Genomic DNA, 21207 nt, shown 5'->3' on the forward strand with positions numbered 1-21207 from the left:
ACGTCGTGTCGCAACGCCAGGCAACCATTCCCTTTCGCCCACTGACCGAAACCAGCCGTATACGCTCGTTCGGATATAAGGTGGTCCGGCGCCGACTCCGTCCCTGTGATGACGGAGGTGATCGTGCGCTTCGTCGATGCGAAGGACCTGACCCATGACGCTTCCTGCCCTGACGCTGGCGACCGGCGCCCTTTGCGTGTCGGGGTCCGCGAGCGCCATCCTGGTGCGCGGCGCCCATGCCGGTCCGGGTGTTTACAGCCAGGGAGAGGGCCGTTGATCGCATTGTCGCTGGTCGCGATACTGGCGACCCCGTCGCTGCCCGTGCAGCGATCGGTGCCCCTGCCGCCGGATTTCGAGATGGCCTCGATCGCGATCGAGGATGTCCATGCCTTCGCCCCGCCCGAAGCCGCCGCCGCTCCCGCGCCGGACAGCGATCCCGGCGGGGCGGAGGAGATCGTGGTGACCGCAAGCCGGCACCGCGCGAACGATCCGCTGCGCGCGGTGAACGCCGCCGCCTTCGCACTGTCCGAGAAGGTGGACGACGCCATCCTGGAACCCGCCGCCCATGTCTATGAGCAGGCGGCGCCACGGCCGATCCGCACCGGGCTGCGCAACTTCTTCGCCAATCTGCGCGAGCCGGTCGCCTTCGTGAACTTCCTGCTTCAGTTCAAATTCGGCAAGGCAGCGGAGACGGTGGGCCGCTTCGCGATCAACTCGACGATCGGGCTGGCGGGGGTCGTGGACATGGCGCGCCGGTGCCCCTTCCGTCTTCCGCGCCGCCCCAACGGCTTTTCGGACACGCTGGGCTTTTATGGCGTCAAACAGGGGCCATTCCTGTTCCTGCCCCTGCTCGGGCCGACCACCTTGCGCGATCTCGTCGGCGGTGCGGTCGACGGCATCGCCTCGCCGGTCGCGATCGGGGGGCCGTTCCGCAACCGCGCCTATATCGTCATCAGCAACGTCGTGCGGACGCTCGATCGCCGCGTCGAGATGGATGAAGAGTTGCGCGAGATCAGCGAACAGCCCGATCCCTATGCCGCCCGACGGGATCGCTATCTCGACCAGCGCGAGGCGCGGGTGCGGCGATTGAAGGGGTTGGGCGACCCGGATGCCGTGGTGGAGGAAACGCCCTATGGCCAGGTCGACCCGTCCGCCCCCCTCCCTGCCTGCCCGCGCCGAAAGGCCAGCCATGCGGGATGATCGCCCCTGCCCCGCTGCCTTCGAGGCGCAGGATCGCGGAGCCCCCGCCCCGACCCTGTCCCACCCGGCATGCCGCCCCGTTCCGGGCGGCTGGATCATAGGACGACCGATGCGACTGCTCGCTCTTTGCCTGACCTCCCTCCTCCTCTCGGCGACGCTGATCCCGAACACCGCGCATGGACAGGGTTGGACCTGGAACGGGTGACGGACCTCGCCGTCGCGATTCAAAGGCAATGCCCCTTTCGCTCCGTCTGCTGAGTGAAGGCAGCGTGAAAAGCCCGCGCGCGGATCAGGGGCAGGCGGATGAAGGACGGGTATGTGATGGATCGACTGGCCTATGTCGCGACGGGATTGCTGATATGCGCGGGCGTACCGGCGCTGATCCTGACCAGCGCCGAAGCCTTTCCGCAGGTGAGCGTACAGACGCCCGAAACCGGGGCGTGCCTCCGCACCGGCGGGGTCAGCATCCTTGTCGACGGCACGCCCTATTGCCGCCAGCCAAATCGCCCCGCCATCGACGAGCAGCATTTCCCCCGGCCACGGCCAGGCATCGCGGTCATGTCCAACCCCGCCAGCGCCTATTGCGAGGAACTGGGCGGCACGCTGGAGACGGTGGACGCGCCGGACGGTCAGACGGGTTATTGCCATTTGCCGAACGGCGCGGTGGTCGAGGAATGGGCGCTGTACCGTGGCCGGTAACCGCCATGGGGCCGCGATGCTGCGGCAGGACTTTTGCCATGCAGGGGATCGCGCCCCGCCGCCCGCCCGTATGCATCTGCGGCGGGTGACGGCGGCGAATTCCTTTTTCAACGATCCGTCACTAAGGAGTTCGATACGATTCACTCCCATCATGTCGGTGCCGATGTCATCAAGCGGGCTCGAAGCAGTCTATCTGGCCAACCGCGACAAACTTGTCCGGTTCCTGGTCGCGCGCGGTGCGGGTGATTCCGCCGAAGACCTGGTGAATGATCTTTGGATAAAGATTTCAACACTTTCGCCGGGACCGATCGCCAATCCCATGTCCTATCTGTTTCGCGCCGCCGATACGTTGATGATCGATCGTTATCGGGCGCGCCGTCAGGCGGAGCGCCGCGACCAGGACTGGTACGACCTGAGCAGCGACGGCGAAACCTCGGGCGAACCGGCGGGCGAGCGGGTGATCGGCGCGCAGCAGGAAGTGACCAGGGTGGCGGCGGTGCTCGCAAAGCTGGGCGCGCGTCGGGAAACGATCTTCCGCCGCGCCCGGATCGACGGCGTGTCGCAACGACAGATCGCGACCGAACTCGGCGTCAGCCTCAGCACGGTGGAGGCGGATCTGCGGATCGCCACGCGCGCATTGATCGAATTGAAGGAAGACCTGCGATGAGCATCACCCACGCCATCGCGATCGAGGACAAGGCACGATGACCGGCAGGAAGGTCGAGGACCATGCACTGGATTGGGCCATCCGTGCCGCCGATCCCGATTTCGACGATTGGGACGGGCTGACCGCGTGGCTGGAGGCCGATCCGCGGAACCCGGACCGGTATGACGATGCGACGGTGGCCATCGCCGAGGCACGCGACCGCGTCGCGGCCCTGCCCGTCCAGACGGCCCCCGTTCAGGCCGCACCCGCCCCTACCGCCCCGGTCCAGGCCGTGCCGGTCGCCGCCAATGATGCCGGCGCGGCGCGGCGTGGCTATTGGCGCTGGGGCGGCGGCGCCGTCGCCGCGATGCTGGCCGTGGTCGTCGGCACCTCGGTCTGGAACGGCCGGTCGCAGCCCTATGCCGTGGAAACCCGCCCCGGCGAACAGCGCGCGATCGCGCTGGCCGATGGCAGCCAGATCATCATGGCGGGCGGCTCGCGCGTGACGCTGGACCGCGCGAACGCACGGGTGGCGGTCGCGGATCGCGGCGAGATGCTGTTCCGGGTCCGGCATGACGCGGCGCATCCCTTCCGGGTGACGGCCGGGGAGACGACGATGGTCGATCTGGGCACCGTCTTCGACGTGAAGCGCGATCCGCAGCGGACGCGCGTCGCGGTGGCGGAGGGCGCGGTGATGATCGATCCGAAGGGTGCGGGGCTTCGGCTCGATCCCGGTCAGGCGGTGGTGGTGACGGGCGGCCGCTCCTTCCGTCGCGAGCGCGCCGAGGATGTCGGGGGCTGGCGCGAAGGGCGGGTGACGTTCGATGGCGCATCCCTGTCCGACGTCGCCCGCGATCTCAGCCGTCAGATGGGCCATGCCGTGCGCGCCGACGCCTCCGTCGCGGATCGGCTGTTCAGCGGCACGGTCGATCTCCGCTCGCTGAACGACGATCCGGCGCTGCTGGGTCGCCTGCTGGCGGTGAATGTCCGGACGGACGGCCAGACCTGGGTGCTGGGCAGCGATCGGTGAGGGCTGCCGCCGGGTGGGTCGCGGTCGGGCTGTTGACGACTGCGACCGCGACGTCTGCCGCCGCCGCCGCGCCGACGCTGGCGATCGATCTGCCCGCCGGCAGCGTCAGCAGCCAGGTTCTGGCGCTGGGGCGGCTGGGCGGCGTCAGCGTCGTGGTGACCGATGCGCGGCTATGGGGAAAGCCGGTGCCCGCGCTGCGCGGACGGATGACCGTGCTCGCCGCGCTGCGCCTGATCGCCGCGCGCTGCGGCGGCGCGGTCGAGCCGATCGATGCCGCGCTCTTCCGGCTGGTGCCGGGCCGCGCAGCAGCGCACCGCACGCCCCCGCCCAGACCCCGGCCGCCCGCCCCGGCACCCGTGCCCCCCGCCCCGCCCACCCCCGATATCGTCGTGGTGGCCAGCAAGCGCGACCTGCCCCTCGATCATGTCGCGGGACAGATCATGCGGATCTCGGGACGGGATCTGGAGCTTGGCGGCGCCGGAGGGACCGAGCGGCTGACCTCTCGTCTGTCGACCCTGGCGTCGACCTATCTGGGGGCCGGGCGCAACAAGCTGTTCATACGCGGCATCGCCGATTCCAGCTTCACCGGCCCCACCCAGGCGACGGTCGGCCAGTATTTCGGCGACCTGCGCCTGGGCTATAATTCCCCCGACCCCGATCTTCGGCTGGCCGATCTGGCGGCGGTCGAGGTGCTGGCCGGGCCGCAGGGCACGCTGTACGGCGCCGGTTCGCTCGGCGGCCTGATCCGGCTGGTTCCCAATCCCGTCGAGCTGGACCGCACCGGGGGATCGGTCGCGGTGGGCGCCTCCGCCACCAAGCATGGCGCGCCGGGATATGACGCGCAGGGGGTGCTCAACCTGCCGATCGTGACGGATCGGCTGGGCATCAGGCTGGTCGCCACGGCGGTCGAGGAAGGCGGTTACATCGACAAGCCGCTGCTCGGTCGCCACAATGTCAACACCACGCGCATCGCGGGCGGGCGCGGCACCGTGCACCTGAAGATCGCCGACCATTGGAGCGCCGAACTGATCGGGATCGGCCAGCGTATCCGCGGGGCCGACAGCCAATATGCGGATTGGAACGGCGCGCCCCTGACGCGCAACACCAAGGTCGTCGAGGGGTTCGGAAGCGACTTCCGTCAGGGCCAGTTCGTGCTGAACGGCCGGATCGGAGAGGTGCGGTTCAGCTCCTCGACCGGCATCACCGCGCATGACCTGACCGAACGTTACGACGCGACGGTGGCGGGCGACGATCCGACGGTCTTCCTCCAGACCAACCGGACGCGCATGTTCGCCAACGAGACGCGCGGCTGGGTCACGCATGCCGACGGATCGGGCTGGCTGCTGGGCCTGAGCTATACCGACAATCGCTCGCGGCTGTCGCGCGCCTTCCTGTCGCTCGGCGACCGCCAGCAGCTTCCCGGCGTGTCGAACGCGGCGCAGGACGCCACCGCCTATGGCGAGGCGAGCGCGCGATGGACGAAGAGCCTTTTGGTGACGGGCGGCTTGCGCGTGAACCGATCGGTGCTGACGGGGGCGGCCGAAGATACGCTGGTGCAGAGCGGGCCCGAGGCAGGGGCGACGCTGGCTTCGCGACGGAAGCTGTCCCTATTGCCCTCCGCCTCGGCCCTGCTGGACGTGGGGGCCGATGCCGCGATGTTCCTGCGCTATCAGCAGGGGTTTCGGCCCGGCGGGTTGACGATCTTCGACGGCTATGTCCGCCGCTTCAACAGCGACCATGTCGCGACGATCGAGGCGGGCTATCGCCTGGGTCACGCCGGGCGAAGCCCATTCGCCTTCTCCCTTACGGTCGCGCATACCGACTGGCGCAATATCCAGGCCGACTTCGTCGATGCGGGCGGCCTTTTGTCCACCGCCAATGTGGGCAATGGCGACATATGGACCGTGGAGACGACCGCCTCCGCGCGGGTGGCGAAGGGGCTGCGGGTCGACGCCGCGCTCTCGCTCAACGACAGCAGCATCAACGAACGCACCCCGAAATCGTCTACGACCGACGACGTGGCGAGCACAGGCGCAGGCGCTGGCGCTGGAGGGGGCGTGACGGCGCGGCTGGGGCCCATTCCGAACATCGCCAACGTCACCGCGCGAATCGGGCTGTCCTATGATGCCGCGCTATCCGATCGCACGCGGCTGAAGGTCGATGGCTGGGCCCGCTATGTGGGCACCTCGCGGCTCGGGGTCGGACCGGAACTGGGTGAGGAGCAGGGCAATTTCCTCGACAGCGGCCTCACCGCCCGCTTGGGATGGGATCGCTTCGGCCTGACGGCGAGCGTGACGAACCTGACCGATACGCGCGGCAACCGCTTCGCGCTGGGAACCCCCTTCTTCACTGGCAAGGGACAGGTCACGCCGCTGCGCCCCCGGACCTTCCGCATCGGGCTGGACGCCGCTTTCTGACGATTGTTTTTACGGTATCGGCCATACCGCTCCGTCATCCCCATTGCCCGGCCTCGAAAGCCGACCGTCGAATACCGGCGAGCGGTTCATTCAGCTACCGGCAATACGGAGTAAGGAATAACCCATCATCGGAATGACAATCTCCATGACGGGAAAATTCCCGGCTTCGTTGGTAAGGACAAATATATGACGCTCAAAGTATTTCTAATGACCAGCCTGGTGTCCGCGGGTGCGGCGGTGCTTGCGAATCCTGCCCAGGCGCAGGCCAATAGGCAAGGCATCGCCAATCCCGCTTCGGAATATTGCGTCTCGATCAAGGGAACCTCATTCTCGCGCAAGACGCCATCGGGCGAGATCGGCTATTGCCGGTTGCCCAACGGCCGGACCGTGGAAGAGTGGAAGCTGTTCCGCGAAAGCCAGAATCGTCCCCCCGCCCCGAAGCCGCGCAACGACGCGTCCATGGCCAATCCCGCATCGGTCTATTGCGACAAGATCGGCGGCACCAACATCGACCGCCACACGCCGCAGGGCGATGTGGGGCTGTGCCGCCTGCCCAATGGCAAGACGGTCGATGCCTGGGCGCTGTACCGCCGCGACGAGGGCAAGCCCGCCCCGGCCCGCCGCGATCGCATCGGTCTCGCCAATCCGGCATCGGGTTACTGCCTGAAGCAGAAGGGACGCCTGGAAATGCGCGAGGGACCGGGCGGTACGACGGGCTATTGCCATCTGCCGAACGGACGCGTCGTGGAGGAATGGCGCCTGTATCGCGAGCAGTAATCGGCCAGGCTCGCCAGGAGCCTTTGTGAATAGCGGCCGCGCGTTTCGACGCGCGGCCGTTTTCGTTGCGTCATGGGCGGGATCACGACAGCAACGACCAAGCACAAAATTCCCCCGCCAAGTTTTTCCAAAAAATTTTTCCGGGGACCCAAGGCATATCGGAAATGGTGTCGTCTTGCGAGTGTAGGGGGACGCAGACTGGTGCAGCCCACTCGAAACAAGATTCATTTCGAAGGACGATTTTCCATGACCCTGGTTAGCACGTTCGCGGCCGCTCGTCTCGGTGCGTACCGGTATTCGACGGCCCTGGCCGTCAGCATGATTGCCACCATCGCAGCCGTTGCCCCCGCGGCCGCGCAGCAGTCCGAACCCGGCCCCTATGCCGTCGCCCGCGCCGGCGTGCAGGTCGACTCGGACGTCAAGACCAACCGGGTGCTGGCCAAGGGCCAGACCGTGTCGAAGACGGCGCCGACGCTGCCCAAGAATATCGACAACAATTCCGGCTTCACCGGCGAACTGGGCCTGGGTTACGACTTTGGCGGGTTCCGCCTGGAAGGCACGGCGGGTTACGACACCGCCAGCGTCAATCCCAAGGCCCTGGGCGACAAGAATTATGTCGCAGGCGGCCGTGCCAAGTCGTTCGACCTGGGCGTTTCGGCCTATGTCGACCTGATCCAGGACGGCCCCCTCAAGCCGTTCGTCGGCGGCGGCATCGGCGCCTCGCGCGTCAAATATTCGGCCTATCGCGAAGCGCGCAGCGCCAATCCCGGCACGCTGAAGCCCAGCGCGGACATCGTCGGCACCGACTGGGGCTTCCGCTGGCACCTGGACGCGGGCGTCAGCTATGACGTGGCGCCGATGACGTCGATCGAAGTGCTCGGCCGCTATGCGAAGACGTCGGGCCTGCGGATGAAGGGCGTGACGCTCGATCAGGATCTCAGCCGCTCGACCACCGACTATAAGCTGAAGAGCTCGTCGACCTCGCTCATGATCGGCCTGCGCCAGAAGTTCTGATCGCACGCCGACCCGATAGGAAGGCGCCGTCCCTGCTCCGGCCGGGACGGCGCCTTTTTTTTGCATGGCGGGTCCGCGCCCCGTCAGTCGGTGCCCCGCTCCTCCGGCGGCGTGTCGCGCGGCGGGGCGGCGGGGGCGGGGGCGGGGGCGGGGGCGTCCAGCCCCCTGGCCTGGGCCTTGCGACGTTTCAGATTTTCCCGCAGCTGCGCCGCCAGCCGTTCCGCGCGTTCGTCTTTTGTCATGACAAAATGCATATTCCGGCAAACGGCCGCTTGACAACGCCCGCCGGATCGTCTCTAGGCGCGCTTCCCGCGGTGAAACGCGAGTGCTGCCGTAGCTCAGTGGTAGAGCGCATCCTTGGTAAGGCTGAGGTCGTGAGTTCAATCCTCACCGGCAGCACCATTTTCCCCCGCCCGTGACCGGGCCGGGGCGATCCCCCAGCTTTCGGGACCCATCACAAAACTTGGTTGGGATCGTTTCGCGGCTTCGCTAGCTATGGCCCAATGAAATTTCGTTTTTCCTTTGGGGCTCAGGTCTTCGTCGGCATGGCCGTCGGGCTGCTGCTCGGGCTGTTCGCGCGCGCGCAGAATGTCGCCGGACTGGCCGAGGCGTTGCGGATCATCGGCGAGAGCTTCGTCCAGCTGCTCAAGGTGCTGGTCGTCCCGCTGGTGTTCACCGCCATCGTCGCGTCGATCGCCGCTTTGCGCGACCTGAACAATGCCGCGCGGCTGGTCGCCGCCACCTTCATCTGGTTCGCGATCACCGCGCTGATCGCGGTCACCATCGGGCTGACGCTGGGCACCGTCCTGCAACCCGGCCTGCATGCCGGCGTCGCGGCGGGCAGCGCGGTGCGGCCCGACACGGCGGGCTCGTGGCTCGACTTCCTGCGCGGGCTGATCCCGTCCAACATCCTGGGCCTGTCCGCCTCGACCAGCGCGGGCGATGGCGGCGCGCTCAAGACCGGGCTGTCGTTCAACATCCTGCAGATCATCGTCATGGCGGTCGCGATCGGCGTCGCGGCGGTGCGGGTCGGCGACAAGGGCGAGAGCTTCCTGTCGTTCAACGCCTCGGCGCTCGCCATCTTCCGGCGCATCCTGTCCTGGGTGATCCGGCTGACCCCGATCGGGTCTGGCGCGCTGCTGGGCAATGCCATCGTCCGCTATGGCTGGCAGTCGCTCTCGGCGCTCGGCAGCTTCGCGCTGGCAGTCTATATCGGGCTCGGCCTCGTCCTGTTCGTCGTCTATCCGCTGCTGCTGCTGGCGAACGGGCTGTCGCCGAAGCGATTCTTCGCCGCCGCCTGGCCCGCGATCCAGCTGGGCTTCGTCTCGCGCTCGTCGATCGCCACCCTGCCCGTGACCGAGGATGCGGTGGAGCGGCGGCTGGGCGTGCCGCGCGCCTATTCGGCCTTTGCGGTGCCCTTTGCCGCGACCACCAAGATGGACGGCTGCGCGGCCATCTATCCCGCCATATCGGCGCTGTTCGTCGCGCAATATTACGGCCTGCCGCTGCATGTCGGCGATTATGTGCTGATCGTGCTCGTCTCGGTGCTGGGATCGGCGGCGACCGCCGGGTTGACCGGCGCGGTCGTGATGCTGACCCTGACCCTGTCGACCCTGGGCCTGCCGCTGGAGGGCGCGGGGCTGCTGCTGGCGATCGACCCGATCCTCGACATGGGGCGGACCGCGATCAACGTGGCGGGCCAGGCGCTGGTCCCGACGATCGTCGCGCACCGTGCGGGCCTGATCGAACAGACGCCCCCCGCAGACCGCTTGCCGGAGGTGCCGCAAACGGGGTAAACTGCGCCATGAGCTTGCGCGCGGTGTTCTGGCAAAGTAATACACGCGAGTGGCAGACCGCCGGAACCCTGTGATGCGCCCCGACCCTTTCAATCCCGACCGTACGCCCATCAATCGCCCCTATGAGCCGGTGGGGCCCAACTATCCGCTCTACGATGCCGAGACCCAGAGCTGGTCCTTCGGTACCGACGAGGACGAGGCGCCCGCCGAACGCCCACGCCGCCGCATCCACTGGGGCCGGTGGATCGTGCGCGGTACGGGGGTGGGCATCATCCTGCTGGTGCTGGCGATCATCTGGCTGGCGGTCACCGCGCCGCTGTCGCGCTCGCTCCAGCCGCCGACGCCGCCGTCGATCACGCTGACCGCCGATGACGGCACCCCAATCGCACGGCGCGGCGCGATCATCGGCGCGCCGGTCGACGCGGCCAAGCTGCCCGCCCATGTGCGCGAGGCGTTCATGGCGATTGAGGACCGGCGCTTCTACTCGCACTGGGGCATCGATCCGCGCGGCATCCTGCGCGCGATGTGGCACAATGTCGGATCGGGCGGCGTGCGCGAGGGCGGATCGACCATCACGCAGCAGCTGGCCAAGAACGCCTTTCTCGACTCCGACCGCACGGCGGGGCGCAAGATCCGCGAGGCGATGATCGCCTTCTGGCTGGAGGCGTGGCTGACCAAGGACGAGATCCTGTCGCGCTATCTGTCGAACGTCTATTTCGGCGACAATGTGTATGGCATCACCGCCGCCTCGAAACATTATTTCGGCCGCACGCCCGACAAGCTGAACATCGGCCAGGCGGCGATGCTGGCCGGTCTGGTCAAGGCGCCGTCGCGCCTGGCGCCGACCACCAATCTCAAGGGTGCCCGCGCCCGCCAGGCGGTCGTCGTCGCGGCGATGGAGGATGCGGGCTTCCTGACCAAGGCGGAGGCCGATGCCGTCCAGCCGCAGCGCGTGCTCGCCTCACGGCCCGAGACTTTGCCCAGCGGCACCTATTTCGCCGACTGGGTGCTTCCTGAAGCGCGCGACCAGGCGGGCGAGATCAAGACCGAGGCGACCGTCCAGACGACGCTCAATCCCCGGCTCCAGCGGATCGCCGAGCGCACGGTGCGCAGTGCCGGGTTGAATCAGGCCCAGGTCGCACTGGTCGCGATGCGCCCCGATGGCCGCGTCGTCGCGATGGTCGGCGGCAAGGATTATTCCAAGAGCCCGTTCAACCGCGCCACCCAGGCGCGACGCCAGCCAGGCTCGGCGTTCAAGCTGTTCGTCTATCTGGCGGCGCTGCGTTCGGGCATGACCCCGGACTCGACCATCGAGGACGAGCCGGTCGACATTGCGGGCTGGAAGCCGCGCAACAGTGACGGGCGCTATCTGGGCAAGATCACGCTGCGCCAGGCCTTTGCCCGTTCGTCGAACGTCGCCGCCGCGCGGCTGACCCAGGCGGTGGGCGTGAAGTCGGTGATCAAGGCGGCGCGCGACCTGGGCATCACCACCCCGATCGCCAACGAGGCGACGATCGGCCTGGGCACCTCGACCGTCAGCCTGCTGGAGCTGACCGCCGCCTATGCCGCCGTCGCCAATGAAAGCTATCCGGTCGTCGCGCGCGGCCTGGGCGATGTGAAGGACAAGGGCTGGTATCAGGCGCTGACCAACCGCAAGACGGGCTTCTCGTCCGCCGTGCATGACGGGATGCTCGACCTGCTGTCGTCCTCGATCAAGACGGGGACGGGGCGGCAGGCGCTGCTGACCGTCGACGCCTATGGCAAGACCGGCACGACGCAGGATTCGCGCGACGCACTGTTCATCGGCTTCGCGCGCGACCTGGTGGTGGGCGTGTGGGTCGGCAATGACGACAATACCCCCAATCCCGGCCTGTCGGGCGGCGGCGTGCCCGCGCGAATCTGGCGCGCCTTCATGCAGTCGGCGCTGGACATTCCGCCGGTCGCGGCCCCGGTGGTCGAGCAGGAGGTCGATCCCGACGCGATCGCCAACGGCATGGAAGAGGAAACCCTGCCGATCGAGGGCGACCCGGTTGGGGACATCATCCAGGGCATGGGGCTGGACCTGCGCACCGGTGAGGACGGATCGATCACCGTCGGCCCCGGCCGCCGCCGCCCCGATCGCGCCGGCCCACCCCCGGAGGATCGCCGCCCGCCCGACGAGCGCGATGGCGAGGGCGAGGAGTAACGGGGGCTCTTCCGGCGGGAGGGCTTCGCGCGAACGGGAGATGATGCACGCGAAGCCGCGACGGCGCGACGAGGAATGGCACGGCGTTTGATCGCAGCGCTTCGCTTGCGACGTCCGGCAACTCCCAACCAGGCGAAGGCCGGGGTCCAGTTGCCGAGCAGTCGTCGCGGCCTACCAACGCCACCTCGACTGGATCCCGGCCTTCGCCGGGATGGTGCTTATAGAATGTGAGGCGGATCGACATTCAGGGCCTCCTTCCCTCGCCCATCGCAGAGGGGAGAGGGGAAGAAGGCGCAATGTCGGTCCGCCCCAAGGCGTTTAATCCCGACAGGCGGATACGGGAGTTACCGAGGGAAAGGGACATGAGGGCTTGCCCTGCCCGCCCCTTGCCCGTTAAACGCGGCGTCATTCGCAAGGACCCGGTGAAATCCCGGGTGGCTATTCCGGCCGCCGATCCGCCGGACAACAGACAGCATGGCTTTTCCTTCCCGCTCGCGAACCGCCGAGCGGCCTTGCCATGCGCCTGATCCTGGTTTTCCCATGACTGTTACAAACTACCGGACCCAATGGTTCTCGAGCATCGGCGAGGCGCGTCGCGACGTGCTTGCCGGGCTGGTCGTCGCGCTCGCGCTGATTCCCGAGGCGATCGGCTTTTCGATCATCTCGGGTGTCGATCCGCGCGTCGGACTCTATGCCTCGGTCGCGATTGCGATCGTCATCTCCTTCCTCGGCGGGCGGCCCGCGATGATCTCCGCCGCGACCGCCGCCGTCGCGGTCGTGGTCACGCCGCTGGTCCGCGACCACGGCGTCGACTATCTGTTCGCCGCCACCATCCTGATGGGACTGATCCAGATCGTCGCGGGGATATTGCGCCTCGACCTCGTGATGCAGTTCGTCTCGCGCTCGGTCATCACCGGCTTCGTCAATGCGCTCGCCATCCTGATCTTCATGGCGCAGCTGCCGCAACTGACCGGCGTGACCTGGCACAGCTATGTGATGGTCGCGGGCGGGCTCGCCATCATCTACCTCTTGCCGCGCGTGACCAAGGCGGTCCCCTCGCCGCTGGTCGCGATCCTGGTGCTCGCCGGGATTAGCATCGCCCTGGGCCTGCCGGTGCGCACCGTCGGCGACATGGGCCGCCTGCCCGAAGGCTTGCCCAGCCTCGCCCTCCCCAACGTGCCCCTGACCTTCGAGACGTTGCGGATCATCCTGCCCTATTCGCTGACCATGGCCGCGGTCGGCCTGCTCGAATCGCTGCTGACCGCGCAGATCGTCGACGACATGACCGACAGCGACAGCGACAAGCGCCGCGAATGCATGGGCCAGGGCGGGGCGAACATCGCCGCCGCGCTGGTCGGCGGCATGGGCGGCTGTGCGATGATCGGCCAGTCGGTCATCAACGTCACCTCGGGCGGGCGCAAGCGGCTGTCGACGCTGACTGCCGGTGTCGTGCTGCTGGTCCTGCTGGCCGGGCTAGGCCCGGTCGTGGGGCGGATTCCGATGCCCGCGCTGGTCGCGGTGATGATCATGGTGTCGATCGGCACGTTCAGCTGGAACTCGATCCCCAACCTGCGCCGCCACCCGCCGACCTCCTCGGTCGTCATGCTGGTCACGGTGGCGGTGGTCGTCGCGACCCGCGATCTGGCGCAGGGAGTGCTGGCGGGCGTGCTGCTGTCGGGCATCTTCTTCGCGGGCAAGGTCCGCCGCCTGTTCGCGGTCGAGCGGATCGAGGATGCGGTCACCGTGCGCTACCGGGTGACGGGGCAGATCTTCTTCGCCTCGGTCGACCGCTTCACCCGCGCCTTTCAGGCGGAGCCGGGCCGGACGGTCGTGATCGACGTGTCGGCGGCGCATTTCTGGGACATTTCGGGGGTCGGCGCGCTCGACAAGATCGTCGCGCGGCTGCGGCGCGACGGAGCCGGGGTCGCGGTGATCGGCTATAACCAGGCGAGCGCCGACCTGGTCGACCGCTTCGCGCTGCACGACAAGACGGGCGTCGAACTGGGCATCGCGCCGCACTGACGCCCGGCCGGGGGGAGCGGTGTTGACGCATGGGTCCGCCTCCCCCAAACGCCTGTCCCATGCGCTTTTTCTCGGACAACGCCGCCCGTATCCATCCCAAGGTGATGGAGGCCATCGCCAGCGCCGACCAGATGGACACCGCCTATGACGGCGACCGCTGGTCGAAGGCGCTGGACGGCCGATTGTCCGAGCTGTTCGGCACGCAGGTCGAGGTGCTGTGGGTGCCCACCGGCACCGCCGCCAATTGCCTGGCGCTGGCCGCGCTCTGCCCGCCGCATGGCGGCGTCGTCTGCCACCGCGACTCGCATATCCAGAATGACGAGGGCGGCGCGCCCGAATTCTACACCCACGGCGCCAAGCTGATGCTGGCCGATGGCGAGGGGGCCAAGCTGACCCCCGACACGATCCGGACCGTGATCGATGCCATCGCCGACGATGTCCACCGGGTCCAGCCGCACGCCATCTCGATCACCAACGCCACCGAATATGGCCGCGTCTACAACCCCGACGAGGTCGCCGCGATCGGCGCGCTGGCCCAGCAACGGGGCCTCGGCTTCCACATGGACGGCGCGCGCTTCGCCAATGCGGTGGCGCGGCTGGGCTGCACGCCCGCCGCGCTGACCTGGCAGTCGGGGGTGGAGGCCCTGTCCTTCGGCTTCGTCAAGAACGGCGCGATGAGTGCCGAGGCGCTGGTCTTCTTCAAGCCCGGCCTTGCCGATGTCACCCGCCGCCGCCGCAAGCGTGCCGGGCTGTTGATGTCCAAGGGGCGCTATCTGGCGGCGCAGGTGCTGGCGATGGTCGAGAACGACCTGTGGATCGCCAATGGCGCGCTGGCCAATGCCTGTGCCGAGCGGCTGGGCGGCGCGGCGGGCGAGCGGCTGGTCCACCCGGTCGAGGCGAACGAGGTCTTCCTGCGCGTCACGCCCGAAGAGGCCGCGAGCCTGCGCGCGCAGGGGTTCGACTTTTACGACTGGGCGGAGGGCGAGATTCGCCTCGTCACCGCCTGGGACACCGATGCGCAGGCGGCCGTTCGCCTCGCCGACGCGATCGCCCGGCTATGAGCGAGTTCGACACCGCCCCCCGCTCGACCCGCGCCGCCGTCCTGATCCCCTTCGCCATCGTCACGCTGATCTGGGGATCGACCTGGCTGGTGATCCGCGACCAAATTTCGGTCGTCCCCGCCACCTGGTCGGTCAGCTATCGGTTCCTGGTCGGCGGGCTCGCCATGGGCGCCTTCGCGCTCGCCCGGCGCGAGAGTTTCCGGCTGGGCACCGCCGGCTGGCTGTTCGCCGCCGGGATCGGGGTGTTTCAGTTCGTCCTGAACTTCAACTTCGTCTACCGGGCGGAAGCCTATATCACCTCCGGGCTGGTCGCGGTGGTGTTCGCGATGCTGCTGATCCCCAATGCGGGCTTTGCGCGCCTCTTCCTGGGGCAGCGCATGGGGCGGCAGTTGCTGGTCGGCTCCGGCATCGCGATGGCGGGGGCGGCGCTGCTGTTCGTGCACGAGGCGCGGGTCGATCCGGCGGGGCCCGCACGCGCGCTGACCGGCATCGCGCTGACCATCATCGCGATCCTGTCGGCGTCGACCGCCAATGTCATGCAGGCGACCAACACCGCCAAGCGTTTCCCGATGCATGCGACGCTCAGCATCGCGATGCTGACGGGCGCGGCGCTGGATGCGATCATCGCCTATAGCCTGAACGGCCCACCGGTGTTCGAGATGCGCGCCGGCTATGTGCTGGGCATCCTCTATCTGGGGTTGTTCGCCTCGGCGCTGGCCTTTCCGCTCTATTACCGGGTGCTGCGCGCGATCGGCCCGGCCAAGGCGGCCTATTCCAGCGTCATCGTGCCGGTGATCGCGATGAGCCTGTCGACGGTGTTCGAGGGCTATCGCTGGTCGCTGCTGGCGGGCGCGGGGGCGGCGGTGACGGCCGCCGGGCTGGTCATCGCGCTCAAGGCCCGCAGGCCCAACCGGTAATCGGGATAGCGGGGCCGCCAGCCCAGCACCCGCTTCGCCTTGCCATTGGCCACCCGCCGGTTCTCGGCATAGAAGCCCCGCGCCGCCGCCGACAGGCTCTCCAGCGGGACCAGCGGCGGCGGCGGCATCCCCGCAAGCGTGGCGGCATAGGAGACGACGGCATCCTGGTCGCAGGGGAAATCGTCGGCCAGGTTATAGGCCCCCGCCGGGCCGTCGAACCCGGCGATCACGCCCGATACGATATCGGCGATATGCACCCGGCTGAACACCTGCCCCGCCAGCCCGACGCGGTGCGCCCGACCGCCGCGAACCCGGTCGATCGGCGAGCGGCCGGGGCCATAGATGCCGGGCAGGCGAAACACCCGCGCGCCCAGCGCCTGCCAGTCCGCATCCGCCACCGCCCGCGCCGCGCGGCGGCCCGAGCCGATCGGCGCGGTCTCGTCCACCCACGCGCCGCCGGTGTCGCCATACACGCCGGTCGAGGACAGATAGCCGATCCAGGCGTCCGATTTCACGAGGTGCGCGCCATAAGCGACCAGCACCGGATCATGCTCGCCCTCGGGTGGGACGGAGGACAGGATATGCGTGGCGGCGGCGATGCCCGCCTCCACGCTTTCCCGGTCGTCGAAGCGGAGCGTGCCGCCGCGCCCGTCGCGGGTGGTGCCCGAAACGGACCAGCCGCGCCCTTCGAGCAGCGCCGCCAGATGACCGGCGGCATAGCCCATGCCGAAGACGAATAGCTTGCTCACCCTACCTCCGTTCGCACTGAGCGAAGTCGAAGTGCATGCCCCGGACGGGCCACCGGGCCAAGGTCATCCCTTGGCCTTCGACTACGCTCAGGCTGAACGGATGGGGGGCGGCTTGGCTGCGGGAAGCGGCGGCACGCATCACTTCGCCGCCATCGGCCCCTTGTAGAGCGTGCCGAAATAATCGCCCTTGTTCCACACCGGCCGCTCGGGCGCATCGGCGATCTCGCGGGCGATGGCATAGTTTACGCTGACGAAGCGCGGCCCCTGGCTCCAGTCGATGCCCTGGTCCACCTCGTCGCCGGGGCGGTGATAGCGGTGGCTCATGAAGTCCTCGACCGCCGCCTTGCCCGGCCCCGCCTGCCCCGGCCACAGGAAGACCGAGGGGACGCCCTTCTGCACGAAGCGGAAATGGTCGGAACGGACGAAGATCCCCTCCTCGGGCATCGGATCGGGCGCGACCGGCAGGCCCATCGCTCCCACCGCCTTGCGCACGATCGGGCCCAGCGTCGATCGGTCGGCGCCGAACACCACCATATCCTCGAACCTGTAGGTCAGGATCGGCATGTCGAGATTGACGTCGGCGACGATCGACTTCAGCGGCACGGTCGGATGGTTGGCGAAATAGTCGGAGCCGACCAGCCCCTTTTCCTCCGCCGTCACCGCCAGGAACATCACGGTGCGCTTGGGCGGGGCGGCGGCCGTCTTGAACCGCTTGGCCTCCTCGATCAGGCTGGCGATGCCGATCGCATTGTCAAGCGCGCCATTGTTGATCCGGTCGCCATCGCCGCCCTCATTGGTGCCGATATGGTCGAGATGCGCCGACAGGACGACCACCTCGTCCTTCAGCCTGGGGTCGCTGCCGGGGATCAGGCCGATGACGTTGCTGCTGTCCATCGGCTTGAACCGGGTCTTGGACGCCACCGTCAGCTGCCCTCTGGCGGTCAGCGGCTTATAGGCGGGCTTCGCCGTGGCGGCGGCCTTCATCACCGCGTCCCAGCCCTTGCCGAACAGCTTGGCCGCGCCCGCCTGCGACAGGGTGCCCAGCACCGGGGTCGACGGGGTCATGGCATGCGCGGTGCCGTCCGGGTTGGCCCAGGTCACGCGCGGCGCGTCATAATAGCGCGCCAGCGTCGAGAAGGGCCGCTGCCGCCCCCCGGCGCGCGGCATGTCGATCTGGATCGCGCCGACCGCGCCCCTCGCCGCCGCCAGCGACGCCTTGTTGCCCGCCGATCCGAAAAAGGCGCGCGCTTCGCCGTCCAGCCCTTCGGGCGTGCCGGGGAGGAAGGCGACGATCTTGCCGCGCACATCGACGTTCCGGTAATCGGTCAGCCCATATTGCGCCGCGTCGATGCCATAGCCCACGAAGACGACCGGCGCCGACACGCTGGTCTCGCGCCGGTCGGGCACGGGCGAGGGCACGAAGTCCTCAGCGAAGACCAGCTCCTGCGGTTGGCCGCCCGCCGGCGTCCACAGCGCGCTGCCCTTGTCGGCGACATTGTACGCGACCAGCGGCACCTTTTGCAGATAGCCGCCCTGGTCGCCGCCGGGCCGCAGCCCCGCCGCATAGAATTGCGCCGCCACATATTGCGCGGCGATGTCATAGTCGCGCGTCCCCGCTTCTCGCCCCGCCATCGCGTCGGAGGCCAGGAACAGGACATGCGCCTTCATCGCGGCCTGATCCTCGGGCAGCGGTGCGGTGATGACGGCATTGCGCTCGGCCGCGCTGCGCTGCGCCGAGGCGGTCGGGGCGGCGGCCTGGAGGTGCAGATGGTCATGGTCGTGGGCGACAGCGGCGGTGGACAGGAGAAGCAGCGGCAAAAGGGCCGTCGAACGCGACATGCAGAACCTTTCCAGAGAAGTATGACACAGGCGTAACAGGCCGCATCGCCCGATCAACCCCGGCCACGGCGCGGGCCTGTGCTTTTTCGGGTACGGCCGATGGTGGTCCAATGCGGTGGCCGTGGCTATATTCCCGTCATGGACATCCAGCGTAGCGCCGCCCAGCCCAGCATGACCCCGGCCGCCATCCGGCGCGAGGATTATGCGCCGCCCGCCTGGCGCGTGCCCGACACGCGGCTCGACTTCGCGCTCGACCCCGCCGAAACCTTGGTCCGCGCGACCCTGTCGGTGGTGCGCGACGGCGCGCATGACGAGCCGCTGCGGCTGGACGGCGCGGGGCAGGTGCCGCTGTCGGTCAAGGTCGACGGCGTGGCCATCACCGACTGGCGGATCGAGGGCGAACAGCTGGTCGTCCCGCTGCCCGGCGATGCCCATGAAGTCGAGACCGAGGTGGTGATCGCGCCCGACCACAATACCCAGCTGATGGGCCTTTATGCCTCGGGCGGGAATCTGTGCACCCAGTGCGAGGCGGAGGGGTTTCGCCGCATCACCTTCTTCCCCGACCGGCCCGATGTGCTGAGCGTCTATCGGGTGCGGATGACCGCCGACCGGGGGCGCTATCCGGTGCTGCTCGCCAATGGCGATCCGGTGGCCAGCGGCGAGAATGACGACGGCACCCATTGGGCGGAGTGGCACGATCCCTTCCCCAAGCCCTCCTATCTCTTCGCGCTGGTGGCGGGCGATCTGGCGGTCAACGCCGCGACCTTCACCACCATGAGCGGGCGCGAGGTGGGCTTAGGCATCTGGGTCCGCGCCGCCGACCTGCCCAAGACCACCCATGCGCTCCACGCGCTGAAGCTGTCCATGGCCTGGGACGAGCGCGTCTATGGCCGCGAATATGACCTGGACGTGTTCAACATCGTCGCGGTCGACGATTTCAACTTCGGCGCGATGGAGAATAAGGGGCTGAACATCTTTAACAGCCGCTACATCCTCGCCGATCCCGACACCGCGACCGATTACGACTATGACGCGATCGCCGCCGTCGTCGCGCATGAATATTTCCACAACTGGTCGGGCAACCGGATCACCTGCCGCGACTGGTTCCAGCTGAGCCTCAAGGAAGGCTTCACCGTCTATCGCGACCAGTGTTTCTCCGCCGACCAGGGATCGGCGGCGGTCAAGCGGATCGAGGATGTGCGAGGGCTTCGCGCCAGCCAGTTCCCCGAGGATTCGGGCCCGCTCGCCCATCCGGTGCGCCCCGAAAGCTATATCGAGATCAGCAATTTCTACACGGCGACCATCTATAACAAGGGTGCCGAGCTGATCCGCATGATGGCGACGATGCTGGGCCCGGTGAAGTTCCGCGCCGCGACCGACCTGTACTTCACCCGCTTCGACGGGACGGCGGCGACCTGCGAGGATTTCGTCGCCTGTATGGAGGAGGCGGGCGGCGTCGACCTGTCGCAATTCCGCCTCTGGTATAGCCAGGCGGGAACCCCGCGCGTCTCGGCGGGCCTCTCGCACGAACCCGGCGGCGGCCGCGCGACGCTGCGCCTGGCCCAGCATGTCCCCGCCACGCCGGGCCAGGCCGTCAAGCAACCGATGGTCCTGCCGCTCAAGGTCCGGCTGTTCGGCGCGGAGACGGGCCGCCCGCTGACCGACGAGCGGCTGATCCTGCTCGACCAGGTGGCGGAGACGATCACCTTCGAGGCGGTGACCGAGCGGCCCGTCCTGTCGATCAATCGCGGCTTTTCCGCCCCCGTGGTGGTCGAGAGCGACCGGACGGCGGAGGATCTCGCCTTCCTGTCGGCGCATGACGACGATCCCTTCGCCCGCTATGAGGCGATGCAGCAGCTGATGCTCGATACGCTGGTCGCGGGCACGATCCATGGCGAGGTGCGGGCCGAGGCCGTGGTCGACGCGGTGACCCGCACGCTGGCGGCCGAGGGGCTGGAGCCCGCCTTCCTGGCCGAAGCCGTGCTGCTGCCGTCCGAGAATTTCATCGGCGACCAGCTGGCGACGGTCGATCCCGACGCGATCCATGCCGCGCGCGAGGCGCTTCGCCGTCGTCTGGGGCAGGCGCTGGAGCCCGAATGGCGGCGGCTCCATGCCGAGCTGGCGCAGGATGCCTATGTCTATTCGCCCGAGGCCAAGGGGCGGCGTCGGCTGCGCAACGTCGCGCTCGGCTATATCGCGGCGAGCGGCGCGGAGGATGCCGCCGCGCTCGCCTTCGCGCAGTTCGAGGGGGCGGACAACATGACCGACCGACAGGCGGCGCTGACCACTTTGGTCAATTCCGACGCGCCCGAGCGCGAGGCGGCGCTGGCGCAGTTCCACGCGCGCTATGCCGACAATCCGCTGGTCCTGGACAAATGGTTCCAGACACAGGCGCTGTCGTCACGCAGCGACACCGGCGCGATCGTCGAGCGGCTGGCCGGGCATCCCGACTTCACGCTCGCCAACCCCAACCGCGCCCGCGCGCTGGTCGGGGCGTTCGGGATGAACCAGCGCGCGCTGAACGCGGCGGACGGTTCGGGCTATCGCTTCCTGGCCGACCAGCTGATCGCGCTCGACCGGCTCAACCCGCAAACGGCGGCCAAGCTGTTGCCGCCGCTGGGCCGCTGGCGGCGGTTTGACGCGAAACGCTCCGCCCTGATGCGCGCCGAGCTGATGCGCATCATCGCCACGCCGGGGCTGTCGAAGGATCTGTTCGAGCAGGCGTCGAAGAGCATCGAGTGATCCCCATTCCTCCCCAAGCTGTGCTTGGGGAGGGGGACCGCCGCGAAGCGGTGGTGGAGGGGCATGCTCGCTGGCGGGGACACCCCTCCGTCAGTCCTTTGGACTGCCACCTC

The 21207-nt window shown here is 68.3% G+C and carries 17 protein-coding genes, 1 tRNA gene and 1 other annotated feature; of the genes, 15 read left to right on the plus strand and 3 right to left on the minus strand.

Features of this window, described 5'->3' with window-relative positions:
• The first annotated feature begins 154 nt into the window (after positions 1 to 154).
• The 8 genes from ACFX59_RS15170 to ACFX59_RS15205 all read left to right on the plus strand — a co-directional run bounded on the left by ACFX59_RS15170 (position 155) and on the right by ACFX59_RS15205 (position 7783).
• Positions 155 to 277, plus strand: coding sequence for a hypothetical protein (locus ACFX59_RS15170; RefSeq protein ID WP_387433316.1), 123 nt, complete (start codon positions 155 to 157; stop codon positions 275 to 277).
• Positions 274 to 1200 carry a VacJ family lipoprotein gene (locus ACFX59_RS15175; protein ID WP_387433319.1) on the plus strand — a complete coding sequence of 309 codons (927 nt, stop codon included), beginning with the start codon at positions 274 to 276 and terminating at the stop codon, positions 1198 to 1200. Before ACFX59_RS15170 ends, ACFX59_RS15175 begins: the two co-directional genes overlap by 4 nt.
• A gap of 303 nt (positions 1201 to 1503) precedes the next feature.
• The gene (locus tag ACFX59_RS15180; RefSeq protein ID WP_387433321.1) at positions 1504 to 1899 is read left to right on the plus strand and encodes a DUF333 domain-containing protein; all 396 of its coding nucleotides are present in this window, start codon (positions 1504 to 1506) and stop codon (positions 1897 to 1899) included.
• A 16-nt stretch (positions 1900 to 1915) separates the two neighbouring features.
• Positions 1916 to 2566 carry a sigma-70 family RNA polymerase sigma factor gene (locus tag ACFX59_RS15185; protein WP_387433323.1) on the plus strand — a complete coding sequence of 217 codons (651 nt, stop codon included), beginning with the start codon at positions 1916 to 1918 and terminating at the stop codon, positions 2564 to 2566.
• 37 nt (positions 2567 to 2603) lie between these two features.
• The gene (locus ACFX59_RS15190; RefSeq protein WP_387433325.1) at positions 2604 to 3575 is read left to right on the plus strand and encodes a FecR family protein; all 972 of its coding nucleotides are present in this window, start codon (positions 2604 to 2606) and stop codon (positions 3573 to 3575) included.
• Positions 3572 to 5992: a TonB-dependent receptor gene (locus tag ACFX59_RS15195; protein ID WP_387433327.1), complete on the plus strand. Its 2421-nt coding sequence runs from the start codon at positions 3572 to 3574 to the stop codon at positions 5990 to 5992. Before ACFX59_RS15190 ends, ACFX59_RS15195 begins: the two co-directional genes overlap by 4 nt.
• Positions 5993 to 6178: 186 nt before the next feature.
• Positions 6179 to 6769 (plus strand): DUF333 domain-containing protein, encoded by a 591-nt coding sequence (locus ACFX59_RS15200; protein ID WP_387433330.1) that lies wholly within the window; start codon positions 6179 to 6181, stop codon positions 6767 to 6769.
• 246 nt (positions 6770 to 7015) lie between these two features.
• Entirely contained in the window at positions 7016 to 7783 is a 768-nt protein-coding gene (locus ACFX59_RS15205) for an outer membrane protein (protein WP_307101258.1), read from the plus strand.
• A gap of 83 nt (positions 7784 to 7866) precedes the next feature.
• On the opposite strand, the gene ACFX59_RS15210 is transcribed toward ACFX59_RS15205, so the two are convergent.
• A complete protein-coding gene (locus ACFX59_RS15210; protein WP_387433332.1) occupies positions 7867 to 8025 on the minus strand; it encodes a hypothetical protein in 159 nt (52 codons plus the stop codon).
• Positions 8026 to 8110: 85 nt separating this feature from the next.
• Between ACFX59_RS15210 and ACFX59_RS15215 the strand changes: the two genes are divergently transcribed.
• The 6 genes from ACFX59_RS15215 to ACFX59_RS15240 all read left to right on the plus strand — a co-directional run bounded on the left by ACFX59_RS15215 (position 8111) and on the right by ACFX59_RS15240 (position 15764).
• Positions 8111 to 8185 (plus strand) — tRNA-Thr (locus ACFX59_RS15215).
• A gap of 101 nt (positions 8186 to 8286) precedes the next feature.
• On the plus strand, positions 8287 to 9579 hold the full coding sequence (locus ACFX59_RS15220) for a dicarboxylate/amino acid:cation symporter (protein WP_309700491.1): 1293 nt from the start codon (positions 8287 to 8289) through the stop codon (positions 9577 to 9579).
• A gap of 73 nt (positions 9580 to 9652) precedes the next feature.
• On the plus strand, positions 9653 to 11764 hold the full coding sequence (locus ACFX59_RS15225; RefSeq protein WP_387433335.1) for a transglycosylase domain-containing protein: 2112 nt from the start codon (positions 9653 to 9655) through the stop codon (positions 11762 to 11764).
• Between the two features lie 412 nt (positions 11765 to 12176).
• Positions 12177 to 12232, plus strand: a sequence feature (sul1 is cis-regulatory element that is thought to sense ions involved in sulfur or methionine metabolism; They are found in Alphaproteobacteria).
• 72 nt (positions 12233 to 12304) lie between these two features.
• On the plus strand, positions 12305 to 13786 hold the full coding sequence (locus ACFX59_RS15230; protein WP_387433338.1) for a SulP family inorganic anion transporter: 1482 nt from the start codon (positions 12305 to 12307) through the stop codon (positions 13784 to 13786).
• Positions 13787 to 13845: 59 nt separating this feature from the next.
• A complete protein-coding gene (locus ACFX59_RS15235; RefSeq protein ID WP_387433340.1) occupies positions 13846 to 14847 on the plus strand; it encodes a threonine aldolase family protein in 1002 nt (333 codons plus the stop codon).
• Complete coding sequence (locus ACFX59_RS15240; RefSeq protein ID WP_387433342.1) at positions 14844 to 15764, plus strand: DMT family transporter; 921 nt, start codon at positions 14844 to 14846, stop codon at positions 15762 to 15764. Before ACFX59_RS15235 ends, ACFX59_RS15240 begins: the two co-directional genes overlap by 4 nt.
• Here ACFX59_RS15240 and ACFX59_RS15245 read toward each other — a convergent pair.
• Positions 15674 to 16513 carry an NAD(P)-dependent oxidoreductase gene (locus ACFX59_RS15245; protein WP_387433345.1) on the minus strand — a complete coding sequence of 280 codons (840 nt, stop codon included), beginning with the start codon at positions 16511 to 16513 and terminating at the stop codon, positions 15674 to 15676. The two genes, ACFX59_RS15240 and ACFX59_RS15245, sit on opposite strands and share 91 nt — an antisense overlap.
• 138 nt (positions 16514 to 16651) lie before the next feature.
• Complete coding sequence (locus tag ACFX59_RS15250; RefSeq protein ID WP_387433347.1) at positions 16652 to 18352, minus strand: M28 family metallopeptidase; 1701 nt, start codon at positions 18350 to 18352, stop codon at positions 16652 to 16654.
• Between the two features lie 138 nt (positions 18353 to 18490).
• Between ACFX59_RS15250 and pepN the strand changes: the two genes are divergently transcribed.
• Positions 18491 to 21094 carry an aminopeptidase N gene (pepN, locus tag ACFX59_RS15255; protein ID WP_387433368.1) on the plus strand — a complete coding sequence of 868 codons (2604 nt, stop codon included), beginning with the start codon at positions 18491 to 18493 and terminating at the stop codon, positions 21092 to 21094.
• Positions 21095 to 21207: the final 113 nt, after the last annotated feature.

The organism is Sphingomonas sp. NCPPB 2930 (assembly GCF_042867205.1).
Taxonomy (GTDB): domain Bacteria; phylum Pseudomonadota; class Alphaproteobacteria; order Sphingomonadales; family Sphingomonadaceae; genus Sphingomonas.

What these genes read in the sequence shown, in the direction of transcription:
- ACFX59_RS15200 (WP_387433330.1), top strand. Translation starts at nt 6,179, where the DNA reads ATGACGCTCAAAGTATTTCTAATGACCAGCCTGGTGTCCGCGGGTGCG.
- ACFX59_RS15190 (WP_387433325.1), top strand. Translation starts at nt 2,604, where the DNA reads ATGACCGGCAGGAAGGTCGAGGACCATGCACTGGATTGGGCCATCCGT.
- ACFX59_RS15235 (WP_387433340.1), top strand. Translation starts at nt 13,846, where the DNA reads ATGCGCTTTTTCTCGGACAACGCCGCCCGTATCCATCCCAAGGTGATG.
- ACFX59_RS15225 (WP_387433335.1), top strand. Translation starts at nt 9,653, where the DNA reads ATGCGCCCCGACCCTTTCAATCCCGACCGTACGCCCATCAATCGCCCC.
- pepN (WP_387433368.1), top strand. Translation starts at nt 18,491, where the DNA reads ATGGACATCCAGCGTAGCGCCGCCCAGCCCAGCATGACCCCGGCCGCC.
- ACFX59_RS15170 (WP_387433316.1), top strand. Translation starts at nt 155, where the DNA reads ATGACGCTTCCTGCCCTGACGCTGGCGACCGGCGCCCTTTGCGTGTCG.
- ACFX59_RS15185 (WP_387433323.1), top strand. Translation starts at nt 1,916, where the DNA reads ATGCTGCGGCAGGACTTTTGCCATGCAGGGGATCGCGCCCCGCCGCCC.
- ACFX59_RS15250 (WP_387433347.1), bottom strand. Translation starts at nt 18,352, where the DNA reads ATGTCGCGTTCGACGGCCCTTTTGCCGCTGCTTCTCCTGTCCACCGCC.
- ACFX59_RS15240 (WP_387433342.1), top strand. Translation starts at nt 14,844, where the DNA reads ATGAGCGAGTTCGACACCGCCCCCCGCTCGACCCGCGCCGCCGTCCTG.
- ACFX59_RS15220 (WP_309700491.1), top strand. Translation starts at nt 8,287, where the DNA reads ATGAAATTTCGTTTTTCCTTTGGGGCTCAGGTCTTCGTCGGCATGGCC.
- ACFX59_RS15180 (WP_387433321.1), top strand. Translation starts at nt 1,504, where the DNA reads ATGAAGGACGGGTATGTGATGGATCGACTGGCCTATGTCGCGACGGGA.
- ACFX59_RS15230 (WP_387433338.1), top strand. Translation starts at nt 12,305, where the DNA reads ATGACTGTTACAAACTACCGGACCCAATGGTTCTCGAGCATCGGCGAG.
- ACFX59_RS15205 (WP_307101258.1), top strand. Translation starts at nt 7,016, where the DNA reads ATGACCCTGGTTAGCACGTTCGCGGCCGCTCGTCTCGGTGCGTACCGG.
- ACFX59_RS15210 (WP_387433332.1), bottom strand. Translation starts at nt 8,025, where the DNA reads ATGACAAAAGACGAACGCGCGGAACGGCTGGCGGCGCAGCTGCGGGAA.